The 26341-nt window shown below is 51.6% G+C and carries 25 protein-coding genes and 1 pseudogene; 7 read left to right on the plus strand and 19 right to left on the minus strand.

All coding sequences use genetic code 11. The features are described 5' to 3' along the window. Window positions 1–25 precede the first annotated feature (25 nt). Together IT774_RS14320 and IT774_RS14325 are read right to left on the minus strand one after the other, a co-directional pair. The gene (locus IT774_RS14320; RefSeq protein WP_195810363.1) at window positions 26–1015 is read right to left on the minus strand and encodes a glycosyl transferase family protein; all 990 of its coding nucleotides are present in this window, start codon (window positions 1013–1015) and stop codon (window positions 26–28) included. A 182-nt stretch (window positions 1016–1197) separates the two neighbouring features. Further along, a complete protein-coding gene (locus IT774_RS14325) occupies window positions 1198–2763 on the minus strand; it encodes a SulP family inorganic anion transporter (RefSeq protein ID WP_195810364.1) in 1566 nt (521 codons plus the stop codon). A 234-nt stretch (window positions 2764–2997) separates the two neighbouring features. Here IT774_RS14325 and IT774_RS14330 point away from each other — a divergent pair, with 234 nt between their 5' ends. Then, on the plus strand, window positions 2998–3285 hold the full coding sequence (locus IT774_RS14330) for a hypothetical protein (protein ID WP_195810365.1): 288 nt from the start codon (window positions 2998–3000) through the stop codon (window positions 3283–3285). Window positions 3286–3404: 119 nt separating this feature from the next. On the opposite strand, the gene IT774_RS14335 is transcribed toward IT774_RS14330, so the two are convergent. After that, complete coding sequence (locus IT774_RS14335) at window positions 3405–4016, minus strand: phosphatase PAP2 family protein (RefSeq protein ID WP_195810366.1); 612 nt, start codon at window positions 4014–4016, stop codon at window positions 3405–3407. Between the two features lie 190 nt (window positions 4017–4206). Between IT774_RS14335 and IT774_RS17560 the strand changes: the two genes are divergently transcribed. Together IT774_RS17560 and IT774_RS14340 are read left to right on the plus strand one after the other, a co-directional pair. After that, window positions 4207–4500 (plus strand): AEC family transporter, encoded by a 294-nt coding sequence (locus IT774_RS17560; protein WP_232365007.1) that lies wholly within the window; start codon window positions 4207–4209, stop codon window positions 4498–4500. Continuing rightward, window positions 4494–5138, plus strand: a complete 645-nt coding sequence (locus IT774_RS14340; protein ID WP_232365008.1) for an AEC family transporter — start codon at window positions 4494–4496, stop codon at window positions 5136–5138. The genes IT774_RS17560 and IT774_RS14340 overlap by 7 nt, the downstream gene beginning before the upstream one ends. 4 nt (window positions 5139–5142) lie before the next feature. Here the strand turns inward: IT774_RS14340 and IT774_RS14345 are convergent. The 3 genes and pseudogenes from IT774_RS14345 to IT774_RS14350 all read right to left on the minus strand — a co-directional run bounded on the left by IT774_RS14345 (window position 5143) and on the right by IT774_RS14350 (window position 6118). Further along, a pseudogene (locus tag IT774_RS14345) lies at window positions 5143–5471 on the minus strand (BolA family protein). A gap of 6 nt (window positions 5472–5477) precedes the next feature. Next, window positions 5478–5600: a hypothetical protein gene (locus tag IT774_RS17935; RefSeq protein ID WP_332308895.1), complete on the minus strand. Its 123-nt coding sequence runs from the start codon at window positions 5598–5600 to the stop codon at window positions 5478–5480. After that, window positions 5600–6118, minus strand: a complete 519-nt coding sequence (locus IT774_RS14350) for an alpha-ketoglutarate-dependent dioxygenase AlkB family protein (protein ID WP_332308858.1) — start codon at window positions 6116–6118, stop codon at window positions 5600–5602. Before IT774_RS14350 ends, IT774_RS17935 begins: the two co-directional genes overlap by 1 nt. A 32-nt stretch (window positions 6119–6150) precedes the next feature. Here IT774_RS14350 and IT774_RS14355 point away from each other — a divergent pair, with 32 nt between their 5' ends. Beyond that, window positions 6151–7368, plus strand: coding sequence for a methyltransferase (locus IT774_RS14355; protein ID WP_195810367.1), 1218 nt, complete (start codon window positions 6151–6153; stop codon window positions 7366–7368). Window positions 7369–7382: 14 nt separating this feature from the next. Continuing rightward, entirely contained in the window at window positions 7383–7982 is a 600-nt protein-coding gene (locus IT774_RS14360; protein ID WP_195810368.1) for a peptidylprolyl isomerase, read from the plus strand. Window positions 7983–7986: 4 nt separating this feature from the next. Here the strand turns inward: IT774_RS14360 and IT774_RS14365 are convergent, their stop codons facing one another. The 6 genes from IT774_RS14365 to efp all read right to left on the minus strand — a co-directional run bounded on the left by IT774_RS14365 (window position 7987) and on the right by efp (window position 13811). Then, window positions 7987–8496, minus strand: a complete 510-nt coding sequence (locus tag IT774_RS14365; protein WP_195810369.1) for a GNAT family N-acetyltransferase — start codon at window positions 8494–8496, stop codon at window positions 7987–7989. After that, window positions 8496–9128 carry a gamma-glutamylcyclotransferase gene (locus IT774_RS14370; protein WP_195810370.1) on the minus strand — a complete coding sequence of 211 codons (633 nt, stop codon included), beginning with the start codon at window positions 9126–9128 and terminating at the stop codon, window positions 8496–8498. The genes IT774_RS14365 and IT774_RS14370 overlap by 1 nt, the downstream gene beginning before the upstream one ends. A gap of 89 nt (window positions 9129–9217) precedes the next feature. Further along, a complete protein-coding gene (locus IT774_RS14375; RefSeq protein WP_195810371.1) occupies window positions 9218–11692 on the minus strand; it encodes a TonB-dependent receptor in 2475 nt (824 codons plus the stop codon). Window positions 11693–11738: 46 nt separating this feature from the next. After that, entirely contained in the window at window positions 11739–11888 is a 150-nt protein-coding gene (locus IT774_RS14380; RefSeq protein ID WP_195810372.1) for a hypothetical protein, read from the minus strand. Window positions 11889–12187: 299 nt separating this feature from the next. Then, a complete protein-coding gene (gene epmA, locus IT774_RS14385) occupies window positions 12188–13162 on the minus strand; it encodes an elongation factor P--(R)-beta-lysine ligase (RefSeq protein WP_218958921.1) in 975 nt (324 codons plus the stop codon). Between the two features lie 79 nt (window positions 13163–13241). Then, the gene (gene efp / locus IT774_RS14390) at window positions 13242–13811 is read right to left on the minus strand and encodes an elongation factor P (RefSeq protein WP_195810374.1); all 570 of its coding nucleotides are present in this window, start codon (window positions 13809–13811) and stop codon (window positions 13242–13244) included. A gap of 36 nt (window positions 13812–13847) precedes the next feature. On the opposite strand from efp, the gene epmB reads away from it, so the two are divergent. Beyond that, window positions 13848–14879: an EF-P beta-lysylation protein EpmB gene (epmB, locus tag IT774_RS14395; protein WP_195810375.1), complete on the plus strand. Its 1032-nt coding sequence runs from the start codon at window positions 13848–13850 to the stop codon at window positions 14877–14879. On the opposite strand, the gene IT774_RS14400 is transcribed toward epmB, so the two are convergent. Next, window positions 14876–15067: a hypothetical protein gene (locus IT774_RS14400; RefSeq protein ID WP_195810376.1), complete on the minus strand. Its 192-nt coding sequence runs from the start codon at window positions 15065–15067 to the stop codon at window positions 14876–14878. The two genes, epmB and IT774_RS14400, sit on opposite strands and share 4 nt — an antisense overlap. Window positions 15068–15179: 112 nt before the next feature. On the opposite strand from IT774_RS14400, the gene IT774_RS14405 reads away from it, so the two are divergent. Beyond that, complete coding sequence (locus IT774_RS14405) at window positions 15180–15485, plus strand: hypothetical protein (RefSeq protein WP_195810377.1); 306 nt, start codon at window positions 15180–15182, stop codon at window positions 15483–15485. Window positions 15486–15493: 8 nt separating this feature from the next. On the opposite strand, the gene IT774_RS14410 is transcribed toward IT774_RS14405, so the two are convergent. The 6 genes from IT774_RS14410 to parE form a co-directional block, all read right to left on the minus strand. Next, window positions 15494–15943, minus strand: coding sequence for a hypothetical protein (locus IT774_RS14410; protein WP_195810378.1), 450 nt, complete (start codon window positions 15941–15943; stop codon window positions 15494–15496). After that, on the minus strand, window positions 15928–16779 hold the full coding sequence (locus tag IT774_RS14415; protein ID WP_195810379.1) for a hypothetical protein: 852 nt from the start codon (window positions 16777–16779) through the stop codon (window positions 15928–15930). The genes IT774_RS14410 and IT774_RS14415 overlap by 16 nt, the downstream gene beginning before the upstream one ends. A gap of 106 nt (window positions 16780–16885) precedes the next feature. Continuing rightward, window positions 16886–17566 carry an HAD family hydrolase gene (locus IT774_RS14420; RefSeq protein ID WP_195810380.1) on the minus strand — a complete coding sequence of 227 codons (681 nt, stop codon included), beginning with the start codon at window positions 17564–17566 and terminating at the stop codon, window positions 16886–16888. A 628-nt stretch (window positions 17567–18194) separates the two neighbouring features. After that, window positions 18195–19679, minus strand: a complete 1485-nt coding sequence (locus tag IT774_RS14425; protein ID WP_195810381.1) for a GAF domain-containing protein — start codon at window positions 19677–19679, stop codon at window positions 18195–18197. Between the two features lie 21 nt (window positions 19680–19700). Next, window positions 19701–24230 carry an EAL domain-containing protein gene (locus IT774_RS14430; protein ID WP_195810382.1) on the minus strand — a complete coding sequence of 1510 codons (4530 nt, stop codon included), beginning with the start codon at window positions 24228–24230 and terminating at the stop codon, window positions 19701–19703. A 116-nt stretch (window positions 24231–24346) separates the two neighbouring features. After that, on the minus strand, window positions 24347–26245 hold the full coding sequence (gene parE / locus IT774_RS14435) for a DNA topoisomerase IV subunit B (RefSeq protein ID WP_195810383.1): 1899 nt from the start codon (window positions 26243–26245) through the stop codon (window positions 24347–24349). Window positions 26246–26341: the final 96 nt, after the last annotated feature.

The following is a 26341-nucleotide window of genomic DNA, read 5'->3' on the forward strand; positions in this document are numbered from 1 at the left end:
CGGGCCGCAGGTTCAGATCAGCATTTCAGGCAAACGGCAGCCGGGCTTTGTCGCGTTGTTGCCATAACTGGCGGGCCTGCGCGGCAGCTGTGGTGTAATCCAGTTGCCGGATGAGCATCAGGTAACTGGTAAGCGTAGGCACGACCGAGTTATCGGCGTACTTATGGGCAAGTTCGCCACGCCAGTAGCCCAGCATGTCGGCGACCGCCAACGCTTTATCTTTCATTGCCCAGCCGTATTTGGTGGCCGGTAAGGTCACTTCAGCCGTAGCTCCGGCACGGGTGATAAATAAGGTGGTTTCGCGCTCGCTGTTGACCTCCGGATCGCCACCATCCCCGCGAAAACACAGGGAATCATAGTCGTCAAACTGCTCATTAACCCGGCCATGTTTATCATCCAGATGGGTATGAAACACTCCTTGTACGCTATAGGGTGCCGCGCTGGGGTTCAGCAATCGACCCAGGGTGTTGGCGCACGAACGCAAGCCAAATACTTCACGCAGCTTGATAATGTCGTTCAGCGCCGGTAATACCAGACTTAAATCCAGATAAGTCGCGCCACGTTGTTCAAGCTGGCTGGCCGCCTGGGCAACATTGCCCACCGCGGTCAGCCCCAGTTCGGGTAACACCTGACTGGCGTACAACCGGCCAGAGCCGGGTTCGTGAGCGCCGTGCAAAAACACCGGGATCCCAGCTTGTGCCAGACAGGCTACGGCCAACAGGTACCAGGGAAGCTGACGGCGTTTGCCTGCATAGCAGCCTATGTCTATGGTGGCGGGAAGCGCGGCAATCGCCTGATTTTCTACCGCCCGACAGGCATCCAGAAAACCACAAATCTCATCCGGGGTTTCTTCCCGGGTACGCAGCAGCATTAAAAACGCACCGCGCTGCTCTCCCGTGACCTGTTGGTTAAGCACCATTTTCATGGCAGTACAGGCTTCTTTACGGGTTAAACTACGGCTGCCTTTTTTGCCCTTGCCGATGATTTTTATAAAATCGCTGAATGCCGCTGACATTGCTGTTACTCATATTATATCGAGGATTCCAATACCTTACTGTAGCATTGGCCGGGCCGCCCACAAAGCGGTCGAAGACGTGGCAGCAGGATAAAAAAAGACCCGCCACGATTAGCCCGGGCGGGTCTTGATATACCAGTGACACAATGACCGCGCAGATCAGCTGCGCGCCGCTGTCCGGTTTAGCCTAACTGGTCGGAGGCAACCTTATAACGCGGATCCTCCACCACATTGATTTCCACAAACTTGTTGGCTTTTTTCAGTAATGCCCGACAGTCACTGCTGATATGTCGAATATGCAGCTTTTTGCCCTGCTGTTCGTATTTATCGGCCAGGTTATCCAGCGCATCGATACCCGAAGAATCCCAGATCCGGCTGTTATCAAAGTCAATCACCACATCCTGCGGATCATTGGCCACATCAAACTGGTCTTTAAAATGGGTTATCGAGCCGAAAAACAGCGGCCCTTTGAGTTCGTACACTTTCCAGCCATCGTTATCGATATGGCTGTGTACCTCAATATGACGAGCGTGTTTCCAGGCAAACACCAGCGCTGACACAATCACCCCCACCACTACGGCAATCGCCAGGTCAGCAATTACGGTGACGCCGGTTACCAGAAACAGCACAAAGGCATCTTCACGGTTAACACCACGAATGATTCTGAATGAAGCCCATTCAAAGGTGGCGATAACCACCACAAACATCACCCCCACCAGCGCTGCCAGCGGAATCATTTCAATCAGCGGCGCAGCAAACAAAATGAAGCCCAGTAGCACCAGCGCCGCCGAAATACCGGATAAACGTCCACGACCGCCTGAATTGATATTAATCATACTCTGACCAATCATGGCACAGCCGCCCATACCGCCGAAGAAACCGTTAACGGTATTGGCCACGCCCTGACCCACACATTCTTTGTTGCCATGGCCGCGGGTATCGGTCATTTCATCAATTAATGACAGGGTAAGCAGCGATTCAATCAGTCCTACCAGACACAAAATGATAGAGGTAGGCAGGATAATCATCAGCGTGTCCATGGTAAAAGGCACCATCGGAATGGCGAAACTGGGCAGCTCTCCGGCTAACGTAGCCGTGGCTTTCTGATCGGCCGGCAACAGATCCCGGACAAAATCGATGACAGTACGGGCTTCCAGATTAAGGGCATGTACCAACACCGTAACCACAATAATGGCCACCAGCGAGGCCGGCACGGCTTTGGTGAGCCTGGGTAATAAGTAAATGATGGCCATGGTCAGCGCCACCAGTCCCAGCATTATGTACATCGCGCTGCCTTGCATCCACTGCCATTCACCGGCGTCATTTAACACCTTGAACTGGCCCAGCTGGGCCAGAAAAATGACAATGGCCAGGCCGTTCACAAAGCCCAGCATAACCGGATAGGGGACCAGCCGGATAAATTTGCCTAGCTTGAAGACCCCGCACAGTATTTGCAGAATACCGGCCAGTACCACCGCAGCAAACAGGTACGCCACCCCGTGTTCGGCCACCAGTGCCACCATCACTACCGCCATGGCGCCGGTAGCACCGGAAATCATTCCGGGTCGGCCTCCAATGGCAGAGGTAATCAGGCCCATCATAAATGCCGCGTAAAGGCCTATCATTGGCTCTACGCCCGCAACAAAAGCAAAGGCGACCGCTTCAGGAACCAAAGCCAGAGCCACGGTAATCCCTGACAGCACATCATTTTTCACATTGCTGTCTTTATTGGTGATTAGGTCAAACATGTGTTTCCAATAAGTGTGTTGGTTAAAAAAACGGCGGCGATTCTATCACCATAATCCGGCAAAGTCCTTTAATAGATTGTTAAAACCAAAGGGCTTTATGCTTTGAGTGTAGCTACTGCAACGCGAGTTGACCTATCGATAGCGTTGCAACCTGCGGCTGGCAAAGGCACACTAATAGGGTAAATGCTGGTCGTAACCGGCCAGCTTTGATGTGTTGTGAAGAGGATATAAATTTTGGTCGCTTATTTACTTACCGGGCTGTCGGTGTTGGTTGCTGGCGTGATCCACTGGAGTGCACCCCGAGCATTCTGGCGTGCAACACTGACCTCTACGGGTACCATATTATTGCTGTCGGTAGCCGCATTATTTATTTTTCAGTCATCGGGGTTACTGATAAGCGAAGAAACCGGCGAGTCCGCGGATATCACCAGTTCGTTATTGGTGGTGACCGCTCTGGTTACTTTTTTTGGATTCCTGATTTCGGTGTTTGTAGGCTGGTTTTTGCGTACTATTCGCAGCTGAGCTGAGAAAAATGTTACATGCGCGACGCCATCTATGTCGCGCATGTAAGTCCTTTCCTTTTACCTGTCACCTGAACTCTGAATACTCAGAATGATTCCGGGTCAGGCGGGTCCAGGCTGCTACCCACATGCCTCCTGCTGCCCAGCCGGCGATAATATCGCTGGCCAGTGTACCCCCAGATAGACCCGACTGAAACCGACCAGAAAAGTGGTGAGCGCGGCCAGACAAAATGTCAATAATACAATATTGCGCCGCTGGCTTAATCTGACCACGATGACGGCCAGCGTAAAGTAGGTTACAAACGACATCATCGCATGAGCCGAGGGAAAGCTACTGGTAAACACCCGGGTATGCTGGCCCACCAGGTCAGGACGGGGTCGGCTAAAGCCATGCTTTAATGCAAAGGTAACCGCCAGCGCCGCCAGGATCCCGATGGCCAGCTGCCAGGCCAGTTTGGTACGATTCGTCATCTTCAGCCACAGCACACTGATGCCGCTGACATACAATAATGCCCAGTTACTGCCCAGCGCAGTAGTGTCGCGCATGCCTTCTTCCAGCCAGCCAGGCCCGAGGGGATCGGACAAATCGTCCATGTGCCGCAGGCCTTTAATAATCGCTTCATCAATAGCGGGGATGGGTGTTTGTGTTATCCACCACGCCAGCACCGCGAATACCGCCAGACTGCCGGCGGCCAGCGTCACTAAAAATCGATCGCTAAGTTTATGCTGCATAATGACTTATGGTTGCTTTGCCTTGCTATGGATACTGGCAAAATCAGGCATCAGATTACTCCACGGTTTGACACTGGTTGGCGCGGCCGCGCGGCTAACCAACCCTATTTTGTGCTGGCCCGGGGCGACCCAGGCCATTTTTTTGATACACTTGGGGTTGTTTTCCCTCGCCTGCAACGGTCATTTTTTTATGTACGGATTTATCACTAACACCCTGGGTCCGGTGCTGGTGCTGCTGTTTATGGGGTATTTTTTATTCCGGCGCGGCATGCTCAACGAAAAATTTATCGAAGCCGGCTCCAAGCTGGTCTTTAATCTGGCATTACCGGCCTTGTTGTTCCTGTCCATCGCGCAGGCTGATTTTGCCAGTGCCGCCAATGGCAAGCTCATTGTGATCGGGCTACTGGGTACCTTAGGGTACTTTGTACTACTGATGGCATTTTGTCAGGTCACGGTAACCCCGGCAAATGCTCGTGGGTGGTAATTCAGGGCGGGTTTCGAGCCAACATGGGCATTATCGGGCTGGCTTATTGTGCCAACACCTATGGCGCTGAGGGCCTGGCGACCGCCTCGGTTTATCTGGGCGGGGTCACCATCTTATTCAATGTGTTATCGGTGTTCGTGTTAAATTTTTATCTGGATGCCCAACGCTCGGTGTTACAACACTTGCTGGGCATTACCACCAATCCACTGATTATCGCCATTTTGCTGGCCTTGCCCATCTCGTATCTGCAACTGCCCTTACCTACGCTGGTTCAGGCCACCGGCGAATACTTTGCCCAGCTCACCCTGCCCCTGGCGCTGATATGTACCGGCGCCTCGTTGCAATTTCGTGCCTTTGGGGTACATCGTACCAATATCATAATCGCGGTAATCAGCAAATGCTTGCTATACCCGGCGCTGCTGGTTTCCACCGCCTATCTGCTGGATTTCAGAGGTATGGAGCTGGGGGTGATCTTATTATTGAGTATTGCGCCTACTGCGGCCGCCAGCTATATCATGGCCCGTAATCTGGGCGGCGACCCCACATTGGCGGCCAGTATTATTGCCGTGTCGACACTGGTGTCTTTGCCTGTCACCGCCGTGGCCTTTAGCGTACTGTCACAGCTGGCACTGTTGTAAGACTTTACTGCGGCGAATCCGCCTTGCTACCGCCGCGGCATTGCGGCGATGGATTAATCTCGTGGCCGCGCTGCAACCATTGCTCGGGCGTGTAGGTATGCAACGCCAGGGCATGTACCGGGCCGGCCAGGGCCTCTGCCAGCAAGGTATTAACCCGGCGGTGGCGGGCAATCAGACGTTCGCCCTCAAACTGCTCGCTGACCACGGTAACCTTGAAGTGACTCTGGGCACCGGGGCCACATTGTGCATATGGCTCTCATCGGCCACCTCTAAAAACACCGGGTTCAGTTCACGAGTCAGAGTTTGTTCAATAAATTCTTGTACATGCGTCATAATTTACTACCTAATATTGCCTTCATTTGCCGGATAAACATAGCGAAAGGTGAGGTTGATCCTGTCATCGATGGGCCGGGCCGTTTTGTTAATGCCATGCTGATAAAACCGCTGGGTCTGGCCCTGCATCAGCAACAGGCTGCCATGTTCCAGCGTATACACCGTACGGGCTTTGGTGGTTTTATGCACAAAGGCAAAGGCCGGGCTTGGCCCAGTGTCAGTGATGCAATCGTGGGCGTCGGCCCCAGTTCAGGCTCATCATCGCTGTGCATACCCATGCTGTCTTTGCCATCACGATACCAGTTAGCCAGCACACTGTTAAACCGGCAGCCGCAGTGCGCTTCCAGTTGTGTCTTTAGCTGGCTTAACAATGGATGCCAGGGCTGCGGGGTCATGGCCAGTCCAGAGTATTGATAACGGGCATCGGCATCACCATACCAGGCCTGCAGGCGTGGAATTTTTACCAGCTTGCCGAACAGTTTAATGGTATCCTGCTGCCATTGTAATTCTGTTTTTAAACGGGCAGCAAACGCAGTGGCCTTGCGGCTATCCAGCCAGTTTGCCTGATAACTGACCTGGGCATCAGGTAATGCCAGCTCGATAGCCGGTGTTGTTGCTGATGAGTTGTCAAACAAGTCAAACTGCATATGCCCTCCTGTTTCAACCATTAAGATCGCTTATGAACACCTGTTTTTCTTTGCTGGACCGAGAGCTTGAGCTGGTTCGTTATCCAGCCAAACATCAACACAAATCGTTGCAGGCCTGGGACAGTGCCGATGAGTTGATTATCGAACATCTGGCCAGCCAGGAGCTTACGTTCCCCCAGGGTAATGGTATCATATTAAATGATGATTTCGGGGCCCTGGGCACCTGGTATGCCGCCGCCCGGCCGCACTGGTACAGCGACTCGTGGATTGCGCACCGCTCGCTATACGCTAACCTGAACCACAACACGTCGGCGTTTCAGGGTGAGCCGCAATGTGAGCTACAGTGTGACGACAATGGCGTGGTTACGGCCCCGGTCAGTACCCATGGTCAGTTGTCTTCGCTGCCCGCGAAGCCACAGCTGGTGATCATAAAAATTCCGCGCACATTGGCACTGTTAGAACAACAGCTTTTAGTGCTGCGTGACAAAATTGACGAGCATACTCGGGTGCTGGCAGCGGCCAAGGTAAAAAGTGTCACAAAAACCGTGCTGGCGCTGTTTGAAAAATATCTTGGTCCGACGTCCACCTCGCTGGCACAAAAAAAATCCCGGCTGATTTTTTGCCAGCCGCAGCAAAGCACACTCACCCAGCCGCAGACCTCGCCCTACCCCACGTGTTGGGAACACCCCGCCAGCACCGGGCAAACGCTGACTCTGTACAACCATGCTAATGTGTTCTCCCGGGCGTCGCTGGATATTGGTGCCCGCTTGATGCTGGATCATATGCATGTGACCAATCAGGAAAAAGTGATAGATCTGGGGTGTGGTAACGGCATTTTAGGGTTGAACGCATTAGCGATTGCACCCCAGGCCGCGGTTACGTTTGTGGATGAATCATTTATGGCACTGGCCAGCGCCCGCGACAATGTTACTGCTAACTTTCCCGACGCGCTGGCCCGTTGTGACTATGTGGCCAGTAATTGTCTGGAAACCCTGTTGCAGCAAAATGGTGATCAAAGCTACGACAAAGTATTGTGTAATCCGCCTTTTCATCAACAAAATGCGGTGACTGATCATATTGCCTGGCAGATGTTTAATGACAGCCGAAAGGCACTGCGTCGGGGCGGACATCTGATTGTCGTGGCAAACCGGCACCTGGACTATCACGTAAAACTCAAAAAAGTGTTTGGCGGGGTGAAGGTACTTGCAAGTAATCGTAAATTCGTTATTTTGAGTGCAGCCAAACGCTAGTTTAAGGACTTTTTATGTTTCGTTACCTGATGTTGATTTTAATGGTGGTTACCACCTCGGTCATCGCCAAAGACAAAGAAGATGGCTCTAATGTGCAGCCTGATAATTTTTATCCCCGGGTGAAAATGCAAACCACCATGGGCGACATTGTAGTAGAGCTGGATCGGCGTCGCGCGCCCATCACTAGCAATAATTTTTTACGCTATGTTTCCAAAAATGGCTACAACGGCACCCTGTTTCACCGGGCCGTGCCTGGATTTGTGGTACAAGGTGGCGGCTATAATACCGACTTTGACGAAAAGCCCAGTTACCCTGAAATTTTCAACGAGTCTGGCAACGGCATGAAAAATGAGCTGTATACCATCGCCATGGCGCGCCAGAACGGGCCCCATACTGCTACGCGCCAGTTCTTTTTTAATGTGAATGACAACCCCTCTTTGGATCCGGGCAAAGAATGGGGCTATGCGGTGTTTGGCATGATTGTAGAAGGCCAGGAAGTGGTGGATAAAATGATGGAGGTGGAAACCGAATATCAGTTGCGCTTGCGTGAACCCAATAGCCCCATCGAGCCTATCGTACTGGAAAAAGCCACCGTGTTACCGGCCGAACAATAAGTCTCTATTTCAACGTGCGCCAGAACAAGCGCTGGCGCGCTAGTTTGGGAATACAAATTTGTCCGTAGCCAACAAAGCCCAGGCGGTTTAGCACATTACACGAGGCGGTGTTTTGCGGATGAGCCAGGGCACTAATGGCGCTGAAGCGGTAACGGACCCGGGCCTGCTCCAGCACCGCCTCGCTGGCTTCGCAGACAAAGCCTTTGCGCCGATACTTTTCAAGTAACGCAAAACCTAAATCAGGCGCACTAAAAATACCACGGTTCACCAACCCGCATAAGCCCATAGGCTGACCGTCCATCCGCCGCTCCATCACCCACAATCCATAACCCCATTGCCGAAAATGGTTCTGTGTCATCATCACGTAGCGTTTAGCGCCACGTAATGTATGCACGCCGCGATTGCCAATAAACCGCTCCCACAGGGGATCGTTGTTGAGAGTATAGAGCCAGGGAGCATCGTCTTCGACAGGTTGGCGTAGCCCTACCCGCCCGGTAGCAAACGCATACCTCATTACTGCGCAACCTGCTTCAGTAAGTTGTCAATCTGCTGGTGCTGGCGCTGGGTAACCCGCCCGGGTCGCGGATAGACCGGCTGCGTGCGATCATCGTATAACGATGACGGCCAATAGGTGGTACTTTGAATAAACTCACGCGCACTGGCTTCGCCGCCACGCTCCAGACATCCCGCCAGACACGTATCGACATAAGACTGGGACACCGGAAAGTCGGCATTGGGCTGTTGTTGATGCAGCGACTGACAGATCCAGATTTTTTTAGCGGCCAGCCGGTCGTGAAGCCAAAGGTGGGCCTGCTCATCCAGATCAGTACGCAGTGCCTGCGGGGAAACCTGCACAAAGGTATAGTCTTTTTCACGCCGCGCCAGCGACGGACTTAGCGCTGTAGGTAACATCAGCGCATTGAGGCTGGCCCCGGTTTCAGGCCAGGCACCCACATAAGTTTGTTGTTCCTGCAAACTGCGGGTGATCCAGCCGCGGGCAAAACCCGCCACCTGAACCAGCAGCCCATCATGGTGCATATCTGAAAATCGCCGCCGGCTATCGGCGTTGATCAACGAGCCATAGCCCAGAATCAGATGCTCATCGTCAAATGAGTCAAACCAGCGACCTAACTGCTGTAGGGTCAAAACATCATCCTGTCACACGATTTCTCAATGCCTGCCATTATAGCAGGGATGGACCGAGGCCTCATCCTTACAAGCAGACGTCTTCGCGGCTAGAACAGTGCTCGCACGCCAACGGTGACATTACGACCTGGCAAGGGTGCCTTGTCTTTTAAAAATGAGGTATGCACTCTTGCTTCTTCATCAGTCAGGTTATCGGCATTGGCGAACAATACCCAGCTCACGCCTTTTGCCATCATCTCGTACTGAATATTGGCATTTAGCAGCGTGTAACTGTCGGTGACGGACTCGTACGGGGCGGTATTATCCTGTGCATCATTGTAGGTTGCCCCAATTTCGCCACTTAAGCGGGTGCCGGTATAACTGATTTTGGTCCCTACACGTAGTGGCGGGATCCGCGGTAAATCCTGATTATCCAGTTTGGCGCGAATCATGTCGGCGAACACGTCTACTCGCCACTGGGTATCCAGGTCATAATAAACCTCAGCTTCCATCCCGTAGAGGTCTGCATCAGACTGGTTAAACGCAAACACCGGCAAGCCTTCCTCTTCGTGCTCGTCATGGGCTTCATCTTCAGCATGCTCGTCGTGCTCTTCATGCTCGTCGAGAGAGGTTAAGCCGGTATCTGTCTGGTAAATATAGTCATCTGCCTGGTTATAGAAGAAGGAAGCTGTATAGCCCCAGTTACCGGTGTACTTACGAAACGTCAAATCGATATTGGTGCTGACCTCTTCGGTAACCTCGCGCAGCCCGGACGCCACTTCGTTGTCCTCATCCAGGGCAAACACCAGACCTAACTCGTAAGTTTGCGAAGCTAAGTGCGCACCGCCTGAAAATAACTCCTGCTGACTGGGTGCCCGTTCATTGCGAGACACGGTTAAAGCCACCGACTGGCCTTGCTGATACTCCCAGTTAGCACCAGCGGATAAAGAGGTCGAGGTAAACTGGTAATCATCAAAAGCAAACTGCAGTGGCAATTCTTCGGCTTCACCTTCGTGTTCTTCGTGTTCTTCGTGTTCTTCGTGTTCTTCGTGTTCGCCAGTATGTAAATCTATCTGGGTATCAGCCACAGTATATTTTGTCCGCTCTACGCGTCCGCCCAGCTCTGCTGTCACGGCTCCGAAACTTTTCTGCTCCACAACATAAAGCGCATAAGTGTCGGTTTCAGTGGGCGGCGAAAAAGCTTCTGCACCTACGGCTTCATAGTCACTGGTACTGGCCTGAATACCGACAATACCGTGCCAGCCATTCGCTTTGATATGATTGGCGGTAACACGCAAATTGGTGCTGTCGTTGTTAAAACGGGTGCCAATATCACCTTCTTCAATCTCAGCATGGGTATAGTCGGTATGCGCGGCGGCAAATTTGATGCTATTTAGAAACGCTACCGGAGAATACAGCTCGCCGGCTATTTGGTAACGCGTCATTTCCACATCGATTTTGGTGCCTTCTTCCAGCTGTTCTTCGTGCTCATTCTCATGATCGTGGTCATCTTCGTGATCGTGAGTGTCCTCTTCGTGGGCAGCGTGTTCTTCCTCTTCGTCGTGATGATGACTATGGCCAGGCACGCCGTAGGTATTATCAAGACGCTCTACCGCAAAACCGATATAGCCCTCATCCTGCACATAACTAAGACCACCGGTAACGCCCGTGGTGTCCATGGCGCTGTTTTCCAGTGTTCCATACGGCTCATCGTCATCTGGTGCCACCGACGCAAAACCGGGTATATCAATATCCTGAGTATCCCGGGTAAATCCGTCAACATGATACGCCACCACGCCTTTACCACCGGTAATGTCTACCTTGGCAAATTGACCATTGTCGGCGGTGGAGTAACGGGCTTCAGCCTCACCTTCAAGTTGCTGGGGCACGGTTTTGGGAATGCGTTTGTCAACCACATTAACCACGCCGCCGATAGCCCCGCTACCGTATTGCAAGGTGGCCGGGCCCCGCAGAATTTCAACCTGAGTCGCGCTGGAGGTATTGGCCGCCACATTGTGATCAGGGCCGATTCGCGATACATCCGATATATCCAGGCCATTTTGAACAATTTTGACTCTGGGGCCATCGTTACCCCTGATCACCGGGCTGGAAGACACCGGCCCATAATAGGTGCTGTGAACACCAGGAGTGGATTTAAGGGTTTCACCAAAGGTGGGAGCCTGATTCTTGCGTAATTCCTCTGCGCCTAACACCGATACCGGGGTCACCGATTCCAGGATAGAAGATTGCATTGCCGTGGCGGTGACCAGGATATTTTCAACCGAGGAAGAGGTGAGCGTGAAGTTCACCACTTTGTCGCCTTCGATGGCGCCCAGATCTTTGTCACCATGCAGATATTGATCAGAGGACACATGCAAATGCACATCTCTGGGCGCCACATTTGTTAATGTGTAACGCCCCGCTTTATCCGTATAAACTGATTTCCGCGAGCCTTCTACGCTGATTTGGGCACCGACTACCGGGTTTCCCGCTTCATTGGTAATCGTGCCGGTAATCGTGTTAGCCAGCGCCGCTGGGGCGAACGCCAACACCAAAGACGTGGTAATAAGTTTACGTTTGAACATGTGTTTTTCCGTAATAATGTTAAAGCAGAGAAGACTTGTTGTTATGTTATAACATTTTTGCGTGGATTGAAGCAGATGTCAACGGCTGCTGGTCGGCAAACTCATCCTGTTCGTCGTCGGTAGACTCGTCGCCGGTAGACAGGCACCCCAAATAAATCAGGGGCCCCATACGAAGATGCAGTACCGATAATGCCAAGCCGGCGGATTCAGGCGCGTCAGTTTGAGCAGCACACCGGAAGGGTCAGGATAAAAATCAGGGCAAGACCAGGACAAGAGTGAGAACAGGCCAAGGCCGGGTGAGATATGCTCACACACTGAGTCTACCGGTTCCGGCCGGTCGGGGCCGCGCCGGTTGAGGCCGTGCAGGTTGAAGACGTGCCGGTTCAGAGCCTGCCCGCGCAGCCTTATCAGCCAGTCAGCAAAATGATGTTCAAGACAAGCTGAAGCCAGGCCACAAAAAATAGATTTGGATAGGATGCAACGCGCCCTGGCCCATCAGGCCCGGTCCACCGGAAAACTAATCACCTGGTCTATATGGCTGGCCTGGGTTTTGAGCATCAGTAACCGATCAATGCCCATTGCCACACCGGCACAATCAGGTAACCCGGCCTTTAGCGCCGCCAGCAGATTCTCATCCAGCATGGCCGGCGGGTAGCCGGCCTGCTGACGCAGCGCATTATCGTGCTCAAAGCGGCGGCGCTGTTCCTCGACATCGGCCAGCTCATAAAAGCCATTGGCCAGTTCAGCCCCTTTAAAGTACACCTCAAAGCGATCTGCGACGCGGGGATCTGTATCGTTAATCCGTGCCAGTGCCGCCTGGGAAGCCGGAAAACCATACACAAAACAGGGTTGTTGCTGACCAAGCGCCGGCTCTACGGTCATCGAAAAAATAAGCTGCAACAGGCCGTCATTTGACAGGGCGTCGGCATCATCAATATTAATCCCCAGGGCGGGTAATGCGGCGACCAGCATCCCGTGGGACGCACTGAGTGGATCCAGGCCAGCATGGTGCTTCATCACCTGCTGATAGGACATCATCTGGGCAGGGGCGGTGTCCAGAGTGGCCTGTAATAACGCATCAACTTCCTGCATCAGCTGCAGATGGTCAAAACCGGGACGATACCATTCGAGCATGGTAAATTCAGGATTGTGCCAGCGCCCGGCCCCTTCATGACGAAATGCTTTGCACAGCTGATACACCGGGCCGCTGCCGGCGCACAGCAAGCGCTTCATGGCATATTCAGGAGATGTTTGCAGGTACAACGGCAGGCGCTTGCCACTGGCATCATGGCGAAACTCACACGCAAAGGCATCTAAATGCACATCGGTGACGGTACCGCGGCTTAACAAGGGGGTATCTACCTCAAGCACCTCCCGCTGATAAAAAAATTCGCGAATGGTGCGCAGTAACTCGGCCCGAGCAACTCGCTGGGCATGGCTGGTGGTGGGTTGCCAGGTCATCCAACACATTCCTGGTAGTAAGGCGGTGGCCGCCTTTAAAAATTTTGCTTCCGGGCCACTTTGCGTGGTCCGGAAGTGTCAGTCGCTGTTATTTTTGAACGCGGGACGCGTACTCACCGGAACGAGTGTCAATTTTGATCACTTCGCCGGTTTGGACAAACAGAGGCACCCGTACCACCGCGCCGGTACTTAAGGTCGCAGGTTTGCCGCCAGTGCCCGCGGTATCGCCCTTCAGACCCGGATCGGTTTCTGTGATCTCAAGCTCCACAAAATTGGGCGGGGTCACTGTGATGGGCGTACCATTCCACAAAGTGATGGTGCACACATCATTTTCCACCAGCCATTTCACATTGTCGCCCACGGCTTTTTCGTCCGCGGCAATTTGCTCGAATGTTTCATTATTCATAAAATGGTAGAATTCGCCGTCGGTGTACAGGTACGCCAGCTCGGTATCCAGTACATCAGCGCCTTCAACGGTTTCCCCGGAGCGAAATGTTTTTTCAAGCACTTTGCCTGAAATCAGCTTCCGGATTTTGGTGCGGTTGAATGCCTGGCCCTTACCGGGTTTGACATACTCATTTTCCATGATGTTGCAAGGCTCGCCATCCAGCATAATTTTCAGGCCAGCTTTGAATTCATTAGTGCTGTAATTAGCCATAAATCCTCTGCTAAAACAAAAGGTGTAAAGAACGAAGTGGTGCAAATAATACCTAAAAATCGGGTGACTGTAGAGCATAACTGGCAAAAAGAGTTGGCTTATTGCTTTACCGACCCGCAAAAGCTGCTGGAACATCTGCAATTAGACCCGCAGAAGCTGGGCCACCATGGAGCCGCACGCAAGCTTTTTCCCTTGCGGGTCCCCCGTCATTTTGTCTCGCTAATGGAACCCGGCAACTGGCACGATCCCCTGTTACGTCAGGTGATGCCGCTGGACGCCGAATTTAATGAGGTGCCCGGATTTAGTGCCGATCCACTGGCCGAACACAATACCGCGGGTAAGGGCTTACTGCACAAGTACCAAAGCCGGGTGTTACTGCTGGTCAAAACCGGTTGTGCGGTAAATTGTCGGTATTGCTTCAGACGTCACTTCCCCTATGCTGAGAATGCTGTGAGCCGCTCACAGTGGCAACAAAATATTGATTACATCAAAGCCCACCCAGATATTAATGAAGTCATCTATTCCGGGGGCGACCCGCTGATGGCCAAAGATGAATTTTTAGGCTGGCTGACCGGGCAACTTGAAGCTATCCCCCATCTTACCCGGTTGCGGATCCATACCCGCCTGCCGGTGGTCATGCCCGAACGGCTCGATGAGCACTTTGGTCGGTGGCTGACCGGGTCGCGGTTAAAGCCGGTGCTGGTGCTGCATATCAATCATGCCAATGAGGTAAGCGAAGCGCTAAAACACCGGCTGCAGCCCTTAAAGGCAAAAGGCGTAACCGTGTTAAATCAGGGAGTATTGTTGCAAGGGGTTAACGATACCGCGGATGCCCAGGTGGCTTTGAGTGAAGCCTTGTTTGATGCAGGAATCTTACCTTATTATCTGTTTTTATTAGATAAAGTGCAGGGCGCAGCGCATTTTGAGGTGACCGAGAATAACGCCCGACGCATTATGCAGGAAGTGATAAAGCGCCTGCCAGGCTTTCTGGTACCAAAACTCACCCGTGAGATTGGCGGCCAGCCCGGCAAGACGCCTATTGACTTGCAGTTACCACCACAAAACTAGGCGTAGGTATTAATGTTGGCGCCTACCGCCGGGTTTGCAGAGGTGGGTTTTGGTACGTCAGCGGCTGATTCAAGCAGCTGAAGCGTCGCCTGTCCCTCTTGTTTTTGCTGATTTTTCGCCAGCTTAAGAGAGGCCAACTCAAGCGAGGCACCGGATGTTGCAGAGCCGCTGGCTCCTGATATATCCATACCCGTTTCCTTTGTTGCTTGTAGCAAAGCTAAAAAGCAGGCAAAATTGCCCGCCTCATCAGGCTATCGGCCTGTACAGACTTAACTTTAGACAATATTTGAAAGGGGCGCCATGCAAGCGGTTCATCAACAACTTCAGGACACCATTCAGACGCTTTACCGCAAAGCGGTAGATGCAGACAATAAGCTGGATGCTTTGCAGCAGGCTCAACAAGGTAAGTTCGTAGCTATCTTTACCGCCGACAGTGGTTTTCGTACCGAATCAAAGCGTTTCACGCCCTATGTGCAGGAAGTGACCGAGGACTGGCAGGCACTTAAAGAACAGGACGAAGAGGCCATGAAAGCGGCCCTGGTGCCTTTGGTCGAAAAAATTCAGCTTATGCTTAAAACCCTCGATCAGTTTAAGCAAACCGTTTAACCCTGCGCCTACAAACGCTGGTACAATGGCATTTGTGCCAGCCGTTGCCGAATCTGTTCCACTTCGCTTAAATACGCTTCGCTGTCCACCGCTTCATAGCGCTCGATAAACTGTTGCTTGCTCAAGCCTTCGGTCAGCCCGGTGATAGGGGGCATATACAGATCTTCACTGGCGGCTTTTGCCAGCGCATCCTGGGTCGCCAGCGCGGTGTCTTCATCGCTTAGCAGTATCGCCAGCTCGACCCCTGCCATATCGGCTGTTAAATCGATAAAGCTATAGCCACTGCCGCCCATGCCCCGGTCCATCAGTTCTTTAAACTCGCCAATGGCAAAGGTGACTTCCTGTTCGCTCAACATTTGCAGTGCCGCCGAGATAATAAAATGCCGGGCCAGATCGTTACGCCCCCGTAACAGGGGTGGCGCGGCCGGTTTCAGCGCCCGCTCTATATCGGGTTGCACATCCCCACAAAATTAGCCATGCGATGATGTCCGATAAACACCGCCAGTGCCAACACCGAGGCTTTGTTGTGAAGCAGGACATTATCCTGATTACTTTGCTCCCGGGCCCGGGCCATGATGAGTTTAAGATATTGATTGAAAGGCTGTGGCTTTTTGGCCAGGGACAGTTCGCGCCCGGCTATATAGCGCAAATAATAACCGGTCAGTTCGGTAAGCTCGTCATTATCGTGACTGCCCATATTGCTGCGAATGTAATTAAGCTCTCGCAAAAAGTTGTCCATGGGCTTAATAGTGACCGCGATAACATTGGGCTGCATCGCCACCAGCGAAATTTGTTCACGGGCTTTACTGCCAATCTTACTGTCGGTGTACTGATTGATGACAAACTCCACCAGCTTCACAGCGTACTGGCCAGGAAGATACAGGCTACCGATCTTGATATACTCCAGGTTCAGGCCGGTGTCTGGCAATAAACGCATATCCACATTTAAATACACCGACTGATTCAATACCGGCAATGCCAGGGTGCCTTGAATCTGGCTGGCCTCAGGGGTGATGTCCACATTCCCCTGAATATCAGGCACCGCCCGCTGTACAAACCCCACGAGGCTGGCAGCCTGTTTTTCGCTGATTTTTATGGTGTGCTGGGTGTGTCGGTCTGAGATGCTGCGTTTAACCTCGCGGATAAGCTGCTTGACCGTGTCGGCTTCATCAATTTGTTCAGACGCCGTCGACTTGACCAGCGCGGTGGTATCTAACGCCAGTACCACCAGCCCTACCAACACCACAGCCATCACTGCCACCACCGCACTCAGTTTGCGTAATACAGACAACACTTCAACCTACCAGAAATTCAGAAGTCGACATTTTTCGTTATGTCGCGATTAAATACAATCCTATTTGTAAAATAAGTCGGTCAGCACCGGCTACCAGGCCCACGCCTTAGCCTGGCACGCCAGCCTTATCCAGCCACTGGGCTAACCGGGTAAACCGGCCACTGGCCAGACTAAAATCGTGATCCTGCGAATGTTCGGTAGGGATCACCGCACAGGCTATTCCGGCACTGCTGGCGGCCTGCAAGCCGTACATGGTGTCCTCTACCGCTACCGCCTGCCCGGCAGTTACCCCCAGTTTATGCAGCGCCTGCAGATAACACTGTGGGTTGGGTTTACTTTCAGGCACATCTTCTGCGGCCACGGTAACCCTAAATACGCCCTGCAATTCGGGGCGCTGCAAGGTTCGCCGTAACGAATGACGCCCGCCGCCGGTCACAATACCTAATACCAGCCCGGCCCGCTGGCAACGCAATACCGCGTCAATTGCCCCCGGCATCAGGGGAAAGGGTTGTTGCTGCAGATACTCATCCAGCGCAGCATTTTTAGCCGCCGTCAGGCTGGCAGCATCGGTATCAGGCTGAAACTCGCGCATAATATCATGAGCATTTTGCAGTTCAGGCATACCGGCCATCACGTCATTGTAAAAAGTCTGTTCCAGCACTATATCAAACCTGCTGAGCACGTGCTGCCATAGGGTAAAATGAACCTGTTCTGAATCAATCAGGGTGCCGTCGTGATCGAACAATACGACCTTAGTATGTTGAGTAAATCCACTGGTGGCGTGCAAAGCATCTCCTTTTTTAAACCCTTTGATAATGGCATTACGTGGAAAAGCCCGTAATCAGACTGATTTGTTTTGTCTGTTATCAAAAAAGCCGTGATACAAATGCCGGCTTTCGACGTGTGGATGCTGGTTTTATGCTTCACCACCTGGTTCACCGTGACGCCATGGCCAGTGATGACCCACCCGTGCTGGCTCACCCAGACAACCATGACAAACAAGCTGGATATAGAAAAACAGGCACAGACAAAGCAAACACAGCAAACGCAGAGACAAAGAATACAGTGACAGGAAAAATCAGAACCGACAGCGTTGGGATACTATTACGCCTTCAGGGTGCGCGGCATTGTCTGGTAATGGGCTGCTGGCCGGGCACGGGTCATAAGATGCTGGAAATCAGGCATAAAATGCCGCGCCCCAGCCACCAAATAACGCGATAAAAACCTGAACCTCTGCCCTAAACTGGTTGGGCTTTCAGCCTGGCTGCACACTGGTGTGCAACAAACCATCATACCGCTAATGCTGCGCCCGAACAGTACCCAGCCATTTTGTATCCGGCGTCGCGCCAGACAGGGGGGTGTGGTATTGCGCGTCGCCCAGGGACCCCAGCAGCCAGGAAAGAACCTATACAGCCCTAAGCCATCAGAAATTTGTCTGCTTCGCGTAATATCACCGCTCTGACCTTTTTGGCCAGCAGCACATTTTCCCGGGTCCATTCACGGCTGGCTTCCCCGCGCGCTTCGGTCCATTTTTCAAACGAAGCACGGGGAGACAAGGTGCCGGTTTCGTCCGCTTTTTGCTGGGTTTTATCGGGGTTACCGGCCCACACTGAATACTGCGCTTCGGGCAATCTGAAGGCATAACAACGTAATGCGGTGGTTTCAAAGTTTGGCTTTATGGCCAGCACCCCGCGAACGGCCGGATCATTTACCCCGTCCCCGTAGTGTTCGGTAATATTCTGGGTCTGAAAAATAAAATCGGAAAAGTCATTTTTTATTTCACGGTCCAGCTGATTCAGTGTGTGTTCGTCGACGTCGCGGCCGGCCTGATACCAGGTGCCGCCTAACAGTAAGGCCGTGGATGAGGCATTAAGCTCGTATAACAAAATGTCGGCCAAAAACTGACAACTGGTGTCTGGATCCTGACCGGATAATACCCGCACCATTTCATCCACCCGCTGTTCTATATTGCGCAACAGACTCAGCCGTTTACGCGAGCGATAGGTATTAAACAGCGAACAAAACTGTGAAACCAGCTTCTCTGCGGTCTGGCGACTGGTGACATCCATCGAAACCGCTTCTGGGTGATGGCAGGCCACGATGCCCCATAACTTACCTGAGATAATCAACGGGATAGAGTACGATGCCCCTACCTCCATATTGGTAAGATATTGCAAATGAACCGGCGATACGCTGCGTAAATCCGACCAGGTCAAATCCACGGTGTCCTCGTCGATGCTCATCACCTCCACGGCCTCAGCCTCGACATCGGGGATCAGCCGCGAAGGATTCTGAAAATACAATTGCCGGGCAATGGCCGGAATATCTGAGGCCGGAAATTTAAGGCCCTGATAGAGTTTATCGCCACCAGTGACCGCCTCGGCCACTACTTCCCCCACCCAGTCGCTTTCAAACCGGTACAGCATCAGCCGCTGATAGGGTAATACCTCATGCAGGGTGTTCAGCAACTGATTAAAATAGTCAGCTTCCTCCCAGACCTCACTGGCTTCTGGATACAAACGGGCTTCTAAGGCCTGATAGCTCATAAACGACTGTGGCGTCCGGGCTTCTTCCAGCTCCACCACCACCGCCCCTTCGCTGCGAATCAACCGGATATGACAAATATGCGGGCCCACCACATAGTCATAGAAGGTGACCCGCTGACCGGGCGACTGGGGCAGATCGCTGAGCATATCTTCACGCAGCCACTCCAGCTGACCAATGTCCGTGCCCAGCAGCCGCCGCGCCCCGCCGGCAATAAAATGCTCTATATTGCGACTGGCATGGGTCACCATCAGCGATTCTTCATCCAGCACCATTAAGGCGCCAAATGACTGAATTTTGCCTGACAAATGTAATTGTTCTTTTTCACAATTGGCCAGCAGCTGGGTAACATCCATGGGACCTCCGGTCTTATCGGCTTATGTTGAGAGTGCGTTGTCGGGCGCAGACGATAACATCTGGGCGGTTTCTTTGCTGCCCATGGGTTCATACAAATAAAACCCCTGAATGATCTGGCATTGCTCAGCTTTCAGAATTTCCAATTGTCGGGCGGTTTCCACCCCTTCGGCAACGACTTCCATATTCAGCGCCTGCGCCATCCTGATAATGGCCAGGGTAATATTATGGGCTTCATCGGACTCGGTCATCCCCGCCACAAAGCTTTTATCAATTTTCAACTCCTGAATCGGCAGGCGGCGTAACTGGGATAATGACGACTGCCCCACCCCGAAGTCATCCACACTTAAGGTAATGCCCATTTCTCTGAGTTTATTGAGCTCTTCAACCAACACATCCATGCGCTCGGCCAGCACACTTTCGGTTATTTCAAATTTTAGCTGGGATGGCTTAATTTTGTACTTATTCATCATATGTTCGGCGTGCGTAACAAAACTTTCGTCCTGCAACTGCTTCACCGAAATGTTAATCGCCACTTTGGGGATATCGATATGCTGTTTGCGCCATTCATGCATTTCTTTAAAGACCAGCTCCAGCGCATGTAAGCCAATTTCTTCGATAAGCCGGCCGCGCTCGGCGACTTCGATAAATTTCTGAGCCGGCGTGCCTTCTAAGTCTTCGCTATTGCATCTGAGCAAGGCTTCTACTCCCACGATAGCACCGGTATTGATATCAACCTGGGGTTGAAAGGCAATACTGAACAAGCCATCGGCCAGCGCATTACGTAATGCTTTTTCGATTTCCATTTTATGTACCGCATCCTGTTTCATCTCTTCGGTAAAGAACTGATACTGGTTGCGTCCTAACTCTTTAGAACGGTACATGGCCGTGTCAGCATTTTTAAGCAGCACAAAGTTGTCATGACCATCATTTGGATACACCGAGATACCGATGCTGGCGGAAGCAAACAATGTGTGCTCGTTAATCTCAAAAGGCGCATTAATTACTTTTATAATGCGTTGTGCCACTTCATCAATTTCATTAACACTGGTGGACTGTAAAATTGCCACAAACTCATCGCCGCCCATCCGCGCCAGAATATCGGTATCGCGAATACACTTTTGCAGTCGCCGGGACACCTGCTTCAGCAGCAAGTCGCCCACATTATGTCCCAGGCTGTCATTGATTTTCTTAAAGTCATCTAAATCAAAAAACAGCACCGCACACATGGACTCCTGACGTTTGGCGGTGGTGAGCATCATGCCCAGTCGCTCCATCAGCACGCTGCGATTAGGCAGACGGGTCAGCTCGTCATGGGTAGCCAAAAATTCTATTTTGCGCTGAACATTTTTAATCTCGTTCACATCACTATAGGTCACCACAAAATTGGTATGCTGATTATTGTTGTCTTTAACCGCATTAATCGTGACCCACAATTTGATTTCGTCGCCATCCGCTTTCAGGTACGTAACCTCGCCCTGCCAGTAATCCTGCATATTCAGCGCTTCATCAACCTGCTCAAAAAAGGCCGGCGTATAAATATCGGCGGTAAACTCACGGGGGTTTTTGCCCATGAGCTTATCGATGCCGTATCCGGTCAGCTCGGTAAAGGAATGATTAGAGGTAATAATTTTTCGCTCTTCATCGGTCACCAGAATGGCTTCGCCAGTCCGGTCAAACAGTTTGCCGGCAAGCTTTAACTGCTCATTGGCATGGCGTGACCGGGTAATGTCGTTGGCCTGGGTACAAATAGATTTAACGGTGCCATCATGGTCAAAGATGGGAAAGCGCACACTTTCAAGCACTACCGTGCCATCATCACGCTCAAACTCATCCACAGTACGTACCGGCGACAGCGATCGCATGGTGTCCAGGTCACGTTCACGCAACATTTTGGCAATCTTTTTGTCAAACACATGATTATCCGCTTTGCCGATCACCTCATCAGAGCTAACCCCGAAAATCTCTTCAAAGCGGGCATTCACAAATTCATACCGCCCGGAACTGTCCTTAAGCGCCACCACCGATAACGAATTATTCATAATGGATAACAGTTGATCCTGATTTTTCTCTACATCTTCGTGGGCCCGGACCAGCTCGGAATTATCGATGATCACCAAAATGGCACCGGTAGCCTGGTCTTTGGCATTGAGCAGCGGGGTGATAAACAGATTCAGTGTTTCAGCATCGGTGGGCTTGATGATGATATTCATCTTGCGGGCGGATTTAATGGTGGCCCGCAATTTACTTTCAATATCAATAAAGTACTCTGGCAGGTGCAGCTCTTTTACCCGCTTTTTATAAATGCCGGTATTCAGATGGTACTTTCGGCTGGCGGCCTCATTGGCGCGGTTGAGCTTCAACTCATCATCAAACACAAACAATGGAAAATCGAGGGTGTTGTAGACGCTTTCCAGCTCGCCATTAATGGCTGACAACTCACCCGATTTACGCATGCTTTCTTCGTTAACGCTGATCAGTTCTTCGTTGGTGGCCTGCAACTCTTCATTGGTTGCTTCCAGCTCCTCGTTATTCGCCTGCAATTCTTCATTGGCGGCCTGCACCTCTTCATTCAGGGCCTGCATTTCTTCTGCCGAGGCTGCCATTTCTTCGGTCAGGGTCTGTAGCTGCTCGCGGGCTGCGATCAGCTCTGCCACATCCGCGTTTTCAGTATCATAGGTCCCATCACCGGTATTGGAAGGCAGCTCTTCTACACGGCGAAAGTTAACAATAAACAGATTATTGTCCGGGCTTTCCAGCGGAATGACCGCCAGTTTCCAGTGATTCTGGTCATCCTTTGCCACCTGCCGGGGCTGACTGACGACCACCTCACTTTCACGTTTGGCTTTGTTAAAGGATGAAATCAGTTCCGCGGCAAATTCAGAAACAATTAACTTCGACAGATTTAAATCCGGTGAGCCAGAAGGAAAATTGACAAACGGCTGCAAATCGCCCCGGGAATGCAAAATAGTAAATTGCGGGTTGATTAATACTGAGGCCCCAAATTCCCGAATGATGGTCTCGTTAAAAAGCCGTTCATAACCTTGTCCGGTACTTTCACGCGGCCGGCTGGGCGTGACCACGCCTTTGAGCATTCTGGGCACGGCCGGGCGTTTTGAATTCTGGCACACCTTAAAAATACGGCTGCGACGATCCACCGCCACAAAATAATCTTCTTTTAGCCCGATGGACTCTGACTTACCTAAAAATAAAATACCGGTATTGAGCAGCGCATAACGAAATAATGACAAGACCCGCTGTTGAAGCTCGGTATTGAAATAAATCATGACATTTCGAAACGAAATCATGTCCAGGTGTAAAAAGGGCGGATCCCGGGTGATATCCTGCCGGGAAAAGGTAATGATATCCCGTAGTTTTTTGGTCGGATAATACGAGTCATCTTCAAACCGGAAGTATTTTTCAACCAGCTCAGAATCCACATCACTAACGGCGTGGGCCGAATAGCTGCCTTTGCGGGCGACGGCCAATGCATTTTCGTCGATGTCAGTGCCAAACACCTGCAAGGTGAGTTTTTTGTCCTGCTTATTCATCTCTTCTAAATACAGAATCGTCAATGAATAGGCTTCTTCACCCGTGGCGCAGCCGGCAACCCATACCCGGACATTTTCACCGTCTTTTTTGGCTTCAACCACATCGTGAATGTAATTTCGAATCGATTTAAAAGCTTCTTTATCGCGAAAAAAGTTGGTCACTGAAATCAGCAGTTCCCGTGACAAGGCTTTAACCTCATCCGAATCATGGTGCAACTGCTGTAGATAATCTTTGAGCTTTTTATTATTGGTAGCAATTAACCGCCGGTTCACTCGGCGTAGCAGGGTCGACTGCTTGTAAAAGCTGAAGTCGATTTTGGTGGTTTCACGCACGACCTCATACAGCTCGCTCATCATCCGATTTTTTTCTTCTTCGGAATTAGGAAAAAAACTCTTCATCAGATTACTGCAAAAATTCGCAATTTCATTGCCGATTTCATCAGGAGATAACACCCGATCGGCTTCAACAGCCTGCAATGATGCGGTAGGCATGCCATCGTATTTCGCGGTTTCGGGACTTTGCACAATCACATAGCCCCCTGCACTTTTGATTGAGCGCAGACCCCGCGACCCGTCGCTGCCGGTTCCCGATAACACCACGCCCAGACTATGGTCACCCAGCTCATCGGCCAGTGATTCAAACAAAATGTTCGCTGAGGGTTTGGGCGTCACTTCATCGGGGTGTTTGTCCAGCCGCAAGCGACCACTACGGTAGATAATATGCCGGCCCGGCGGACCCACATAAATAACATTCACCTCAGGCTGGGTATCATCCTCCAGCTCTTTGACCTCGTATTTGGTTTCACGGGTGAGGATATCTGCCATCTGACTTTTATGGCTGGGCGACAGATGCTGCGCGATCACCATGCTGGCATTTAATTTTTCTGGTAAGTTTGACACCAGACTGATGAGTGCTTCAATGCCACCCGCGGATGACCCTACCCCCACAATAAACGGGGTATTTACGGTTTTGTCACCTTGCGATGTTGTGGTGTTTCCCATACTTAAATTTTTCCGTACTATCACTGCACCCAGCCGAAAAGGACAATTGACAACGAAATCGACCTGGTGTCTCAGTTATTCTATTGCAAGCGGCAGCTAATATTGGGGTGTGTGACTCACACGCCCACGACTTCAGCCATATTGCCCTTGCTTTCCAGCCAGTTTTTGCGATCGCTGCTGCGCTTTTTCGCCAGAAGCATATCCATCAGTTCAAGCATGTGGCTTGTATCGTCGATGGTCAGTTGCACCAACCGGCGTGTATTTGGATCCATGGTAGTTTCACGAAGCTGAATCGGGTTCATCTCACCCAGCCCTTTAAAACGCTGCACATTAACCTTGCCACGTTTTTTTTCTGCTTCTATCCTGTCTAAAATGCCCTGCTTTTCACTTTCATCCAGCGCGTAAAATACTTCTTTGCCTACATCCACCCGGTATAACGGGGGCATCGCCACATACACATGGCCCTTTTCTACCAGCGCCGTAAAGTGTCGAACAAACAGAGCACACAACAAAGTTGCAATATGCAGGCCATCGGAGTCAGCATCGGCCAGAATACAGATTTTGCCATAGCGCAAACCGGTTAAGTCAGCAGAGCCCGGATCGATACCCAAGGCTACCGAAATATCGTGAATTTCCTGCGATGCCAGAACCTGGCCGGAATCTACCTCCCAGCTGTTCAGAATTTTACCACGCAACGGCATAATGGCCTGAAACTCCCGATCCCGGGCTTGTTTTGCCGAGCCGCCGGCAGAGTCCCCTTCCACCAAAAACAATTCAGAATAGTTGATATCCTGGGAGGAGCAGTCGGTGAGTTTTCCAGGTAAGGCAGGGCCCTGCGTGACCTTTTTACGGGCCACTTTTTTATTTTGCCGCAGACGGCGCTGAGCATTGCTGATACACATTTCTGCCAGCGCTTCGGCGATTTCTGTATGCTGATTCAGCCACAAACTAAAAGAATCTTTGACTACCCCTGAGACAAACGCCGAGGCCTGCCGTGAAGACAGACGTTCTTTGGTTTGCCCGGCAAATTGCGGATCCTGCATCTTGGTTGACAGAATGTAGGCGCAGCGATCCCAGATATCATCGGGGGTGAGTTTTACCCCGCGCGGCAGCAGGTTTCTGAACTCACAAAATTCGCGCATCGACTCCAGTAAGCCCTGCCGCAAACCGTTTACATGGGTGCCGCCCTGCGCCGTGGGGATGAGGTTTACATAGCTTTCGGTAACCACATCGCCGCCCTGAGGCAGCCACATGACCGCCCAGTCTGCCGCTTCGGCATTGCCACTAAAGGCCCCGACAAAAGGCTCTTCACCCGGTATCGTTTCAAATTGTTCCACAGCCTGGTACAGATAATCTTTCAGACCATCTTCAAAATGCCATTCATGCACTTCTTTGGTGACTTTATTATCAAATTTAATCCGCAGGCCAGGACACAATACGGCTTTTGCCCGTAAGTTATGAATCAGGCGCGAGGCTGAAAATTTGGCTGAATCAAAATACTGACCATCTGGCCAGAAATGCACCCGGGTGCCGGTATTGCGTTTACCACAGGTATCAATGACCCGTAATTCTTCGGTTTTATCGCCATTAGCAAAATCAATCTGGTACACCTGGGCGTCGCGACGAATCGTGACCTCCACCTTAGTCGATAAGGCGTTCACCACCGAGATACCCACCCCGTGCAAACCGCCGGAAAAGGCATAACTCTGATTGGAAAATTTTCCCCCCGCATGCAGCTTGGACATGATCAACTCCACCCCGGAGATCTTTTCTTCAGGGTGAATATCCACCGGCATACCCCGGCCATCATCCGTCACTTCCAGAGACTGATCTTCATGCAAAATCACCTTGATGTTGGTGGCATGCCCGGCAAGGGCCTCATCCACACTGTTATCAATGACTTCCTGCCCTAAATGATTGGGCCGGCTGGTGTCGGTGTACATTCCTGGCCGCCGCTTTACCGGGTCAAGACCATTAAGAACTTCAATTGCATCTGAATTATATTGAGTGGCCATAATTATCTTTTTCTCACAACACGGTTAGCCGGTAATAGTGACAGTATATTTATACAGGTCCCAATTAACGAGATGGTAACAGGGGTGTCAAGGCCG

Origin of the sequence: Salinimonas marina (assembly GCF_015644725.1) — a bacterium.
Taxonomy (GTDB): domain Bacteria; phylum Pseudomonadota; class Gammaproteobacteria; order Enterobacterales; family Alteromonadaceae; genus Alteromonas.

Coding starts and splice junctions, on each gene's coding strand:
- IT774_RS14320 (WP_195810363.1), bottom strand. CDS start 1,015: ATGTCAGCGGCATTCAGCGATTTTATAAAAATCATCGGCAAGGGCAAA.
- IT774_RS14325 (WP_195810364.1), bottom strand. CDS start 2,763: ATGTTTGACCTAATCACCAATAAAGACAGCAATGTGAAAAATGATGTG.
- IT774_RS14335 (WP_195810366.1), bottom strand. CDS start 4,016: ATGCAGCATAAACTTAGCGATCGATTTTTAGTGACGCTGGCCGCCGGC.
- IT774_RS17560 (WP_232365007.1), top strand. CDS start 4,207: ATGTACGGATTTATCACTAACACCCTGGGTCCGGTGCTGGTGCTGCTG.
- IT774_RS17935 (WP_332308895.1), bottom strand. CDS start 5,600: ATGCAGGGCCAGACCCAGCGGTTTTATCAGCATGGCATTAACAAAACG.
- IT774_RS14350 (WP_332308858.1), bottom strand. CDS start 6,118: ATGCAGTTTGACTTGTTTGACAACTCATCAGCAACAACACCGGCTATC.
- IT774_RS14355 (WP_195810367.1), top strand. CDS start 6,151: ATGAACACCTGTTTTTCTTTGCTGGACCGAGAGCTTGAGCTGGTTCGT.
- IT774_RS14360 (WP_195810368.1), top strand. CDS start 7,383: ATGTTTCGTTACCTGATGTTGATTTTAATGGTGGTTACCACCTCGGTC.
- IT774_RS14365 (WP_195810369.1), bottom strand. CDS start 8,496: ATGAGGTATGCGTTTGCTACCGGGCGGGTAGGGCTACGCCAACCTGTC.
- IT774_RS14375 (WP_195810371.1), bottom strand. CDS start 11,692: ATGTTCAAACGTAAACTTATTACCACGTCTTTGGTGTTGGCGTTCGCC.
- epmA (WP_218958921.1), bottom strand. CDS start 13,162: ATGTGTTGGATGACCTGGCAACCCACCACCAGCCATGCCCAGCGAGTT.
- efp (WP_195810374.1), bottom strand. CDS start 13,811: ATGGCTAATTACAGCACTAATGAATTCAAAGCTGGCCTGAAAATTATG.
- IT774_RS14400 (WP_195810376.1), bottom strand. CDS start 15,067: ATGGATATATCAGGAGCCAGCGGCTCTGCAACATCCGGTGCCTCGCTT.
- IT774_RS14405 (WP_195810377.1), top strand. CDS start 15,180: ATGCAAGCGGTTCATCAACAACTTCAGGACACCATTCAGACGCTTTAC.
- IT774_RS14425 (WP_195810381.1), bottom strand. CDS start 19,679: ATGGATGTTACCCAGCTGCTGGCCAATTGTGAAAAAGAACAATTACAT.
- IT774_RS14430 (WP_195810382.1), bottom strand. CDS start 24,230: ATGGGAAACACCACAACATCGCAAGGTGACAAAACCGTAAATACCCCG.
- parE (WP_195810383.1), bottom strand. CDS start 26,245: ATGGCCACTCAATATAATTCAGATGCAATTGAAGTTCTTAATGGTCTT.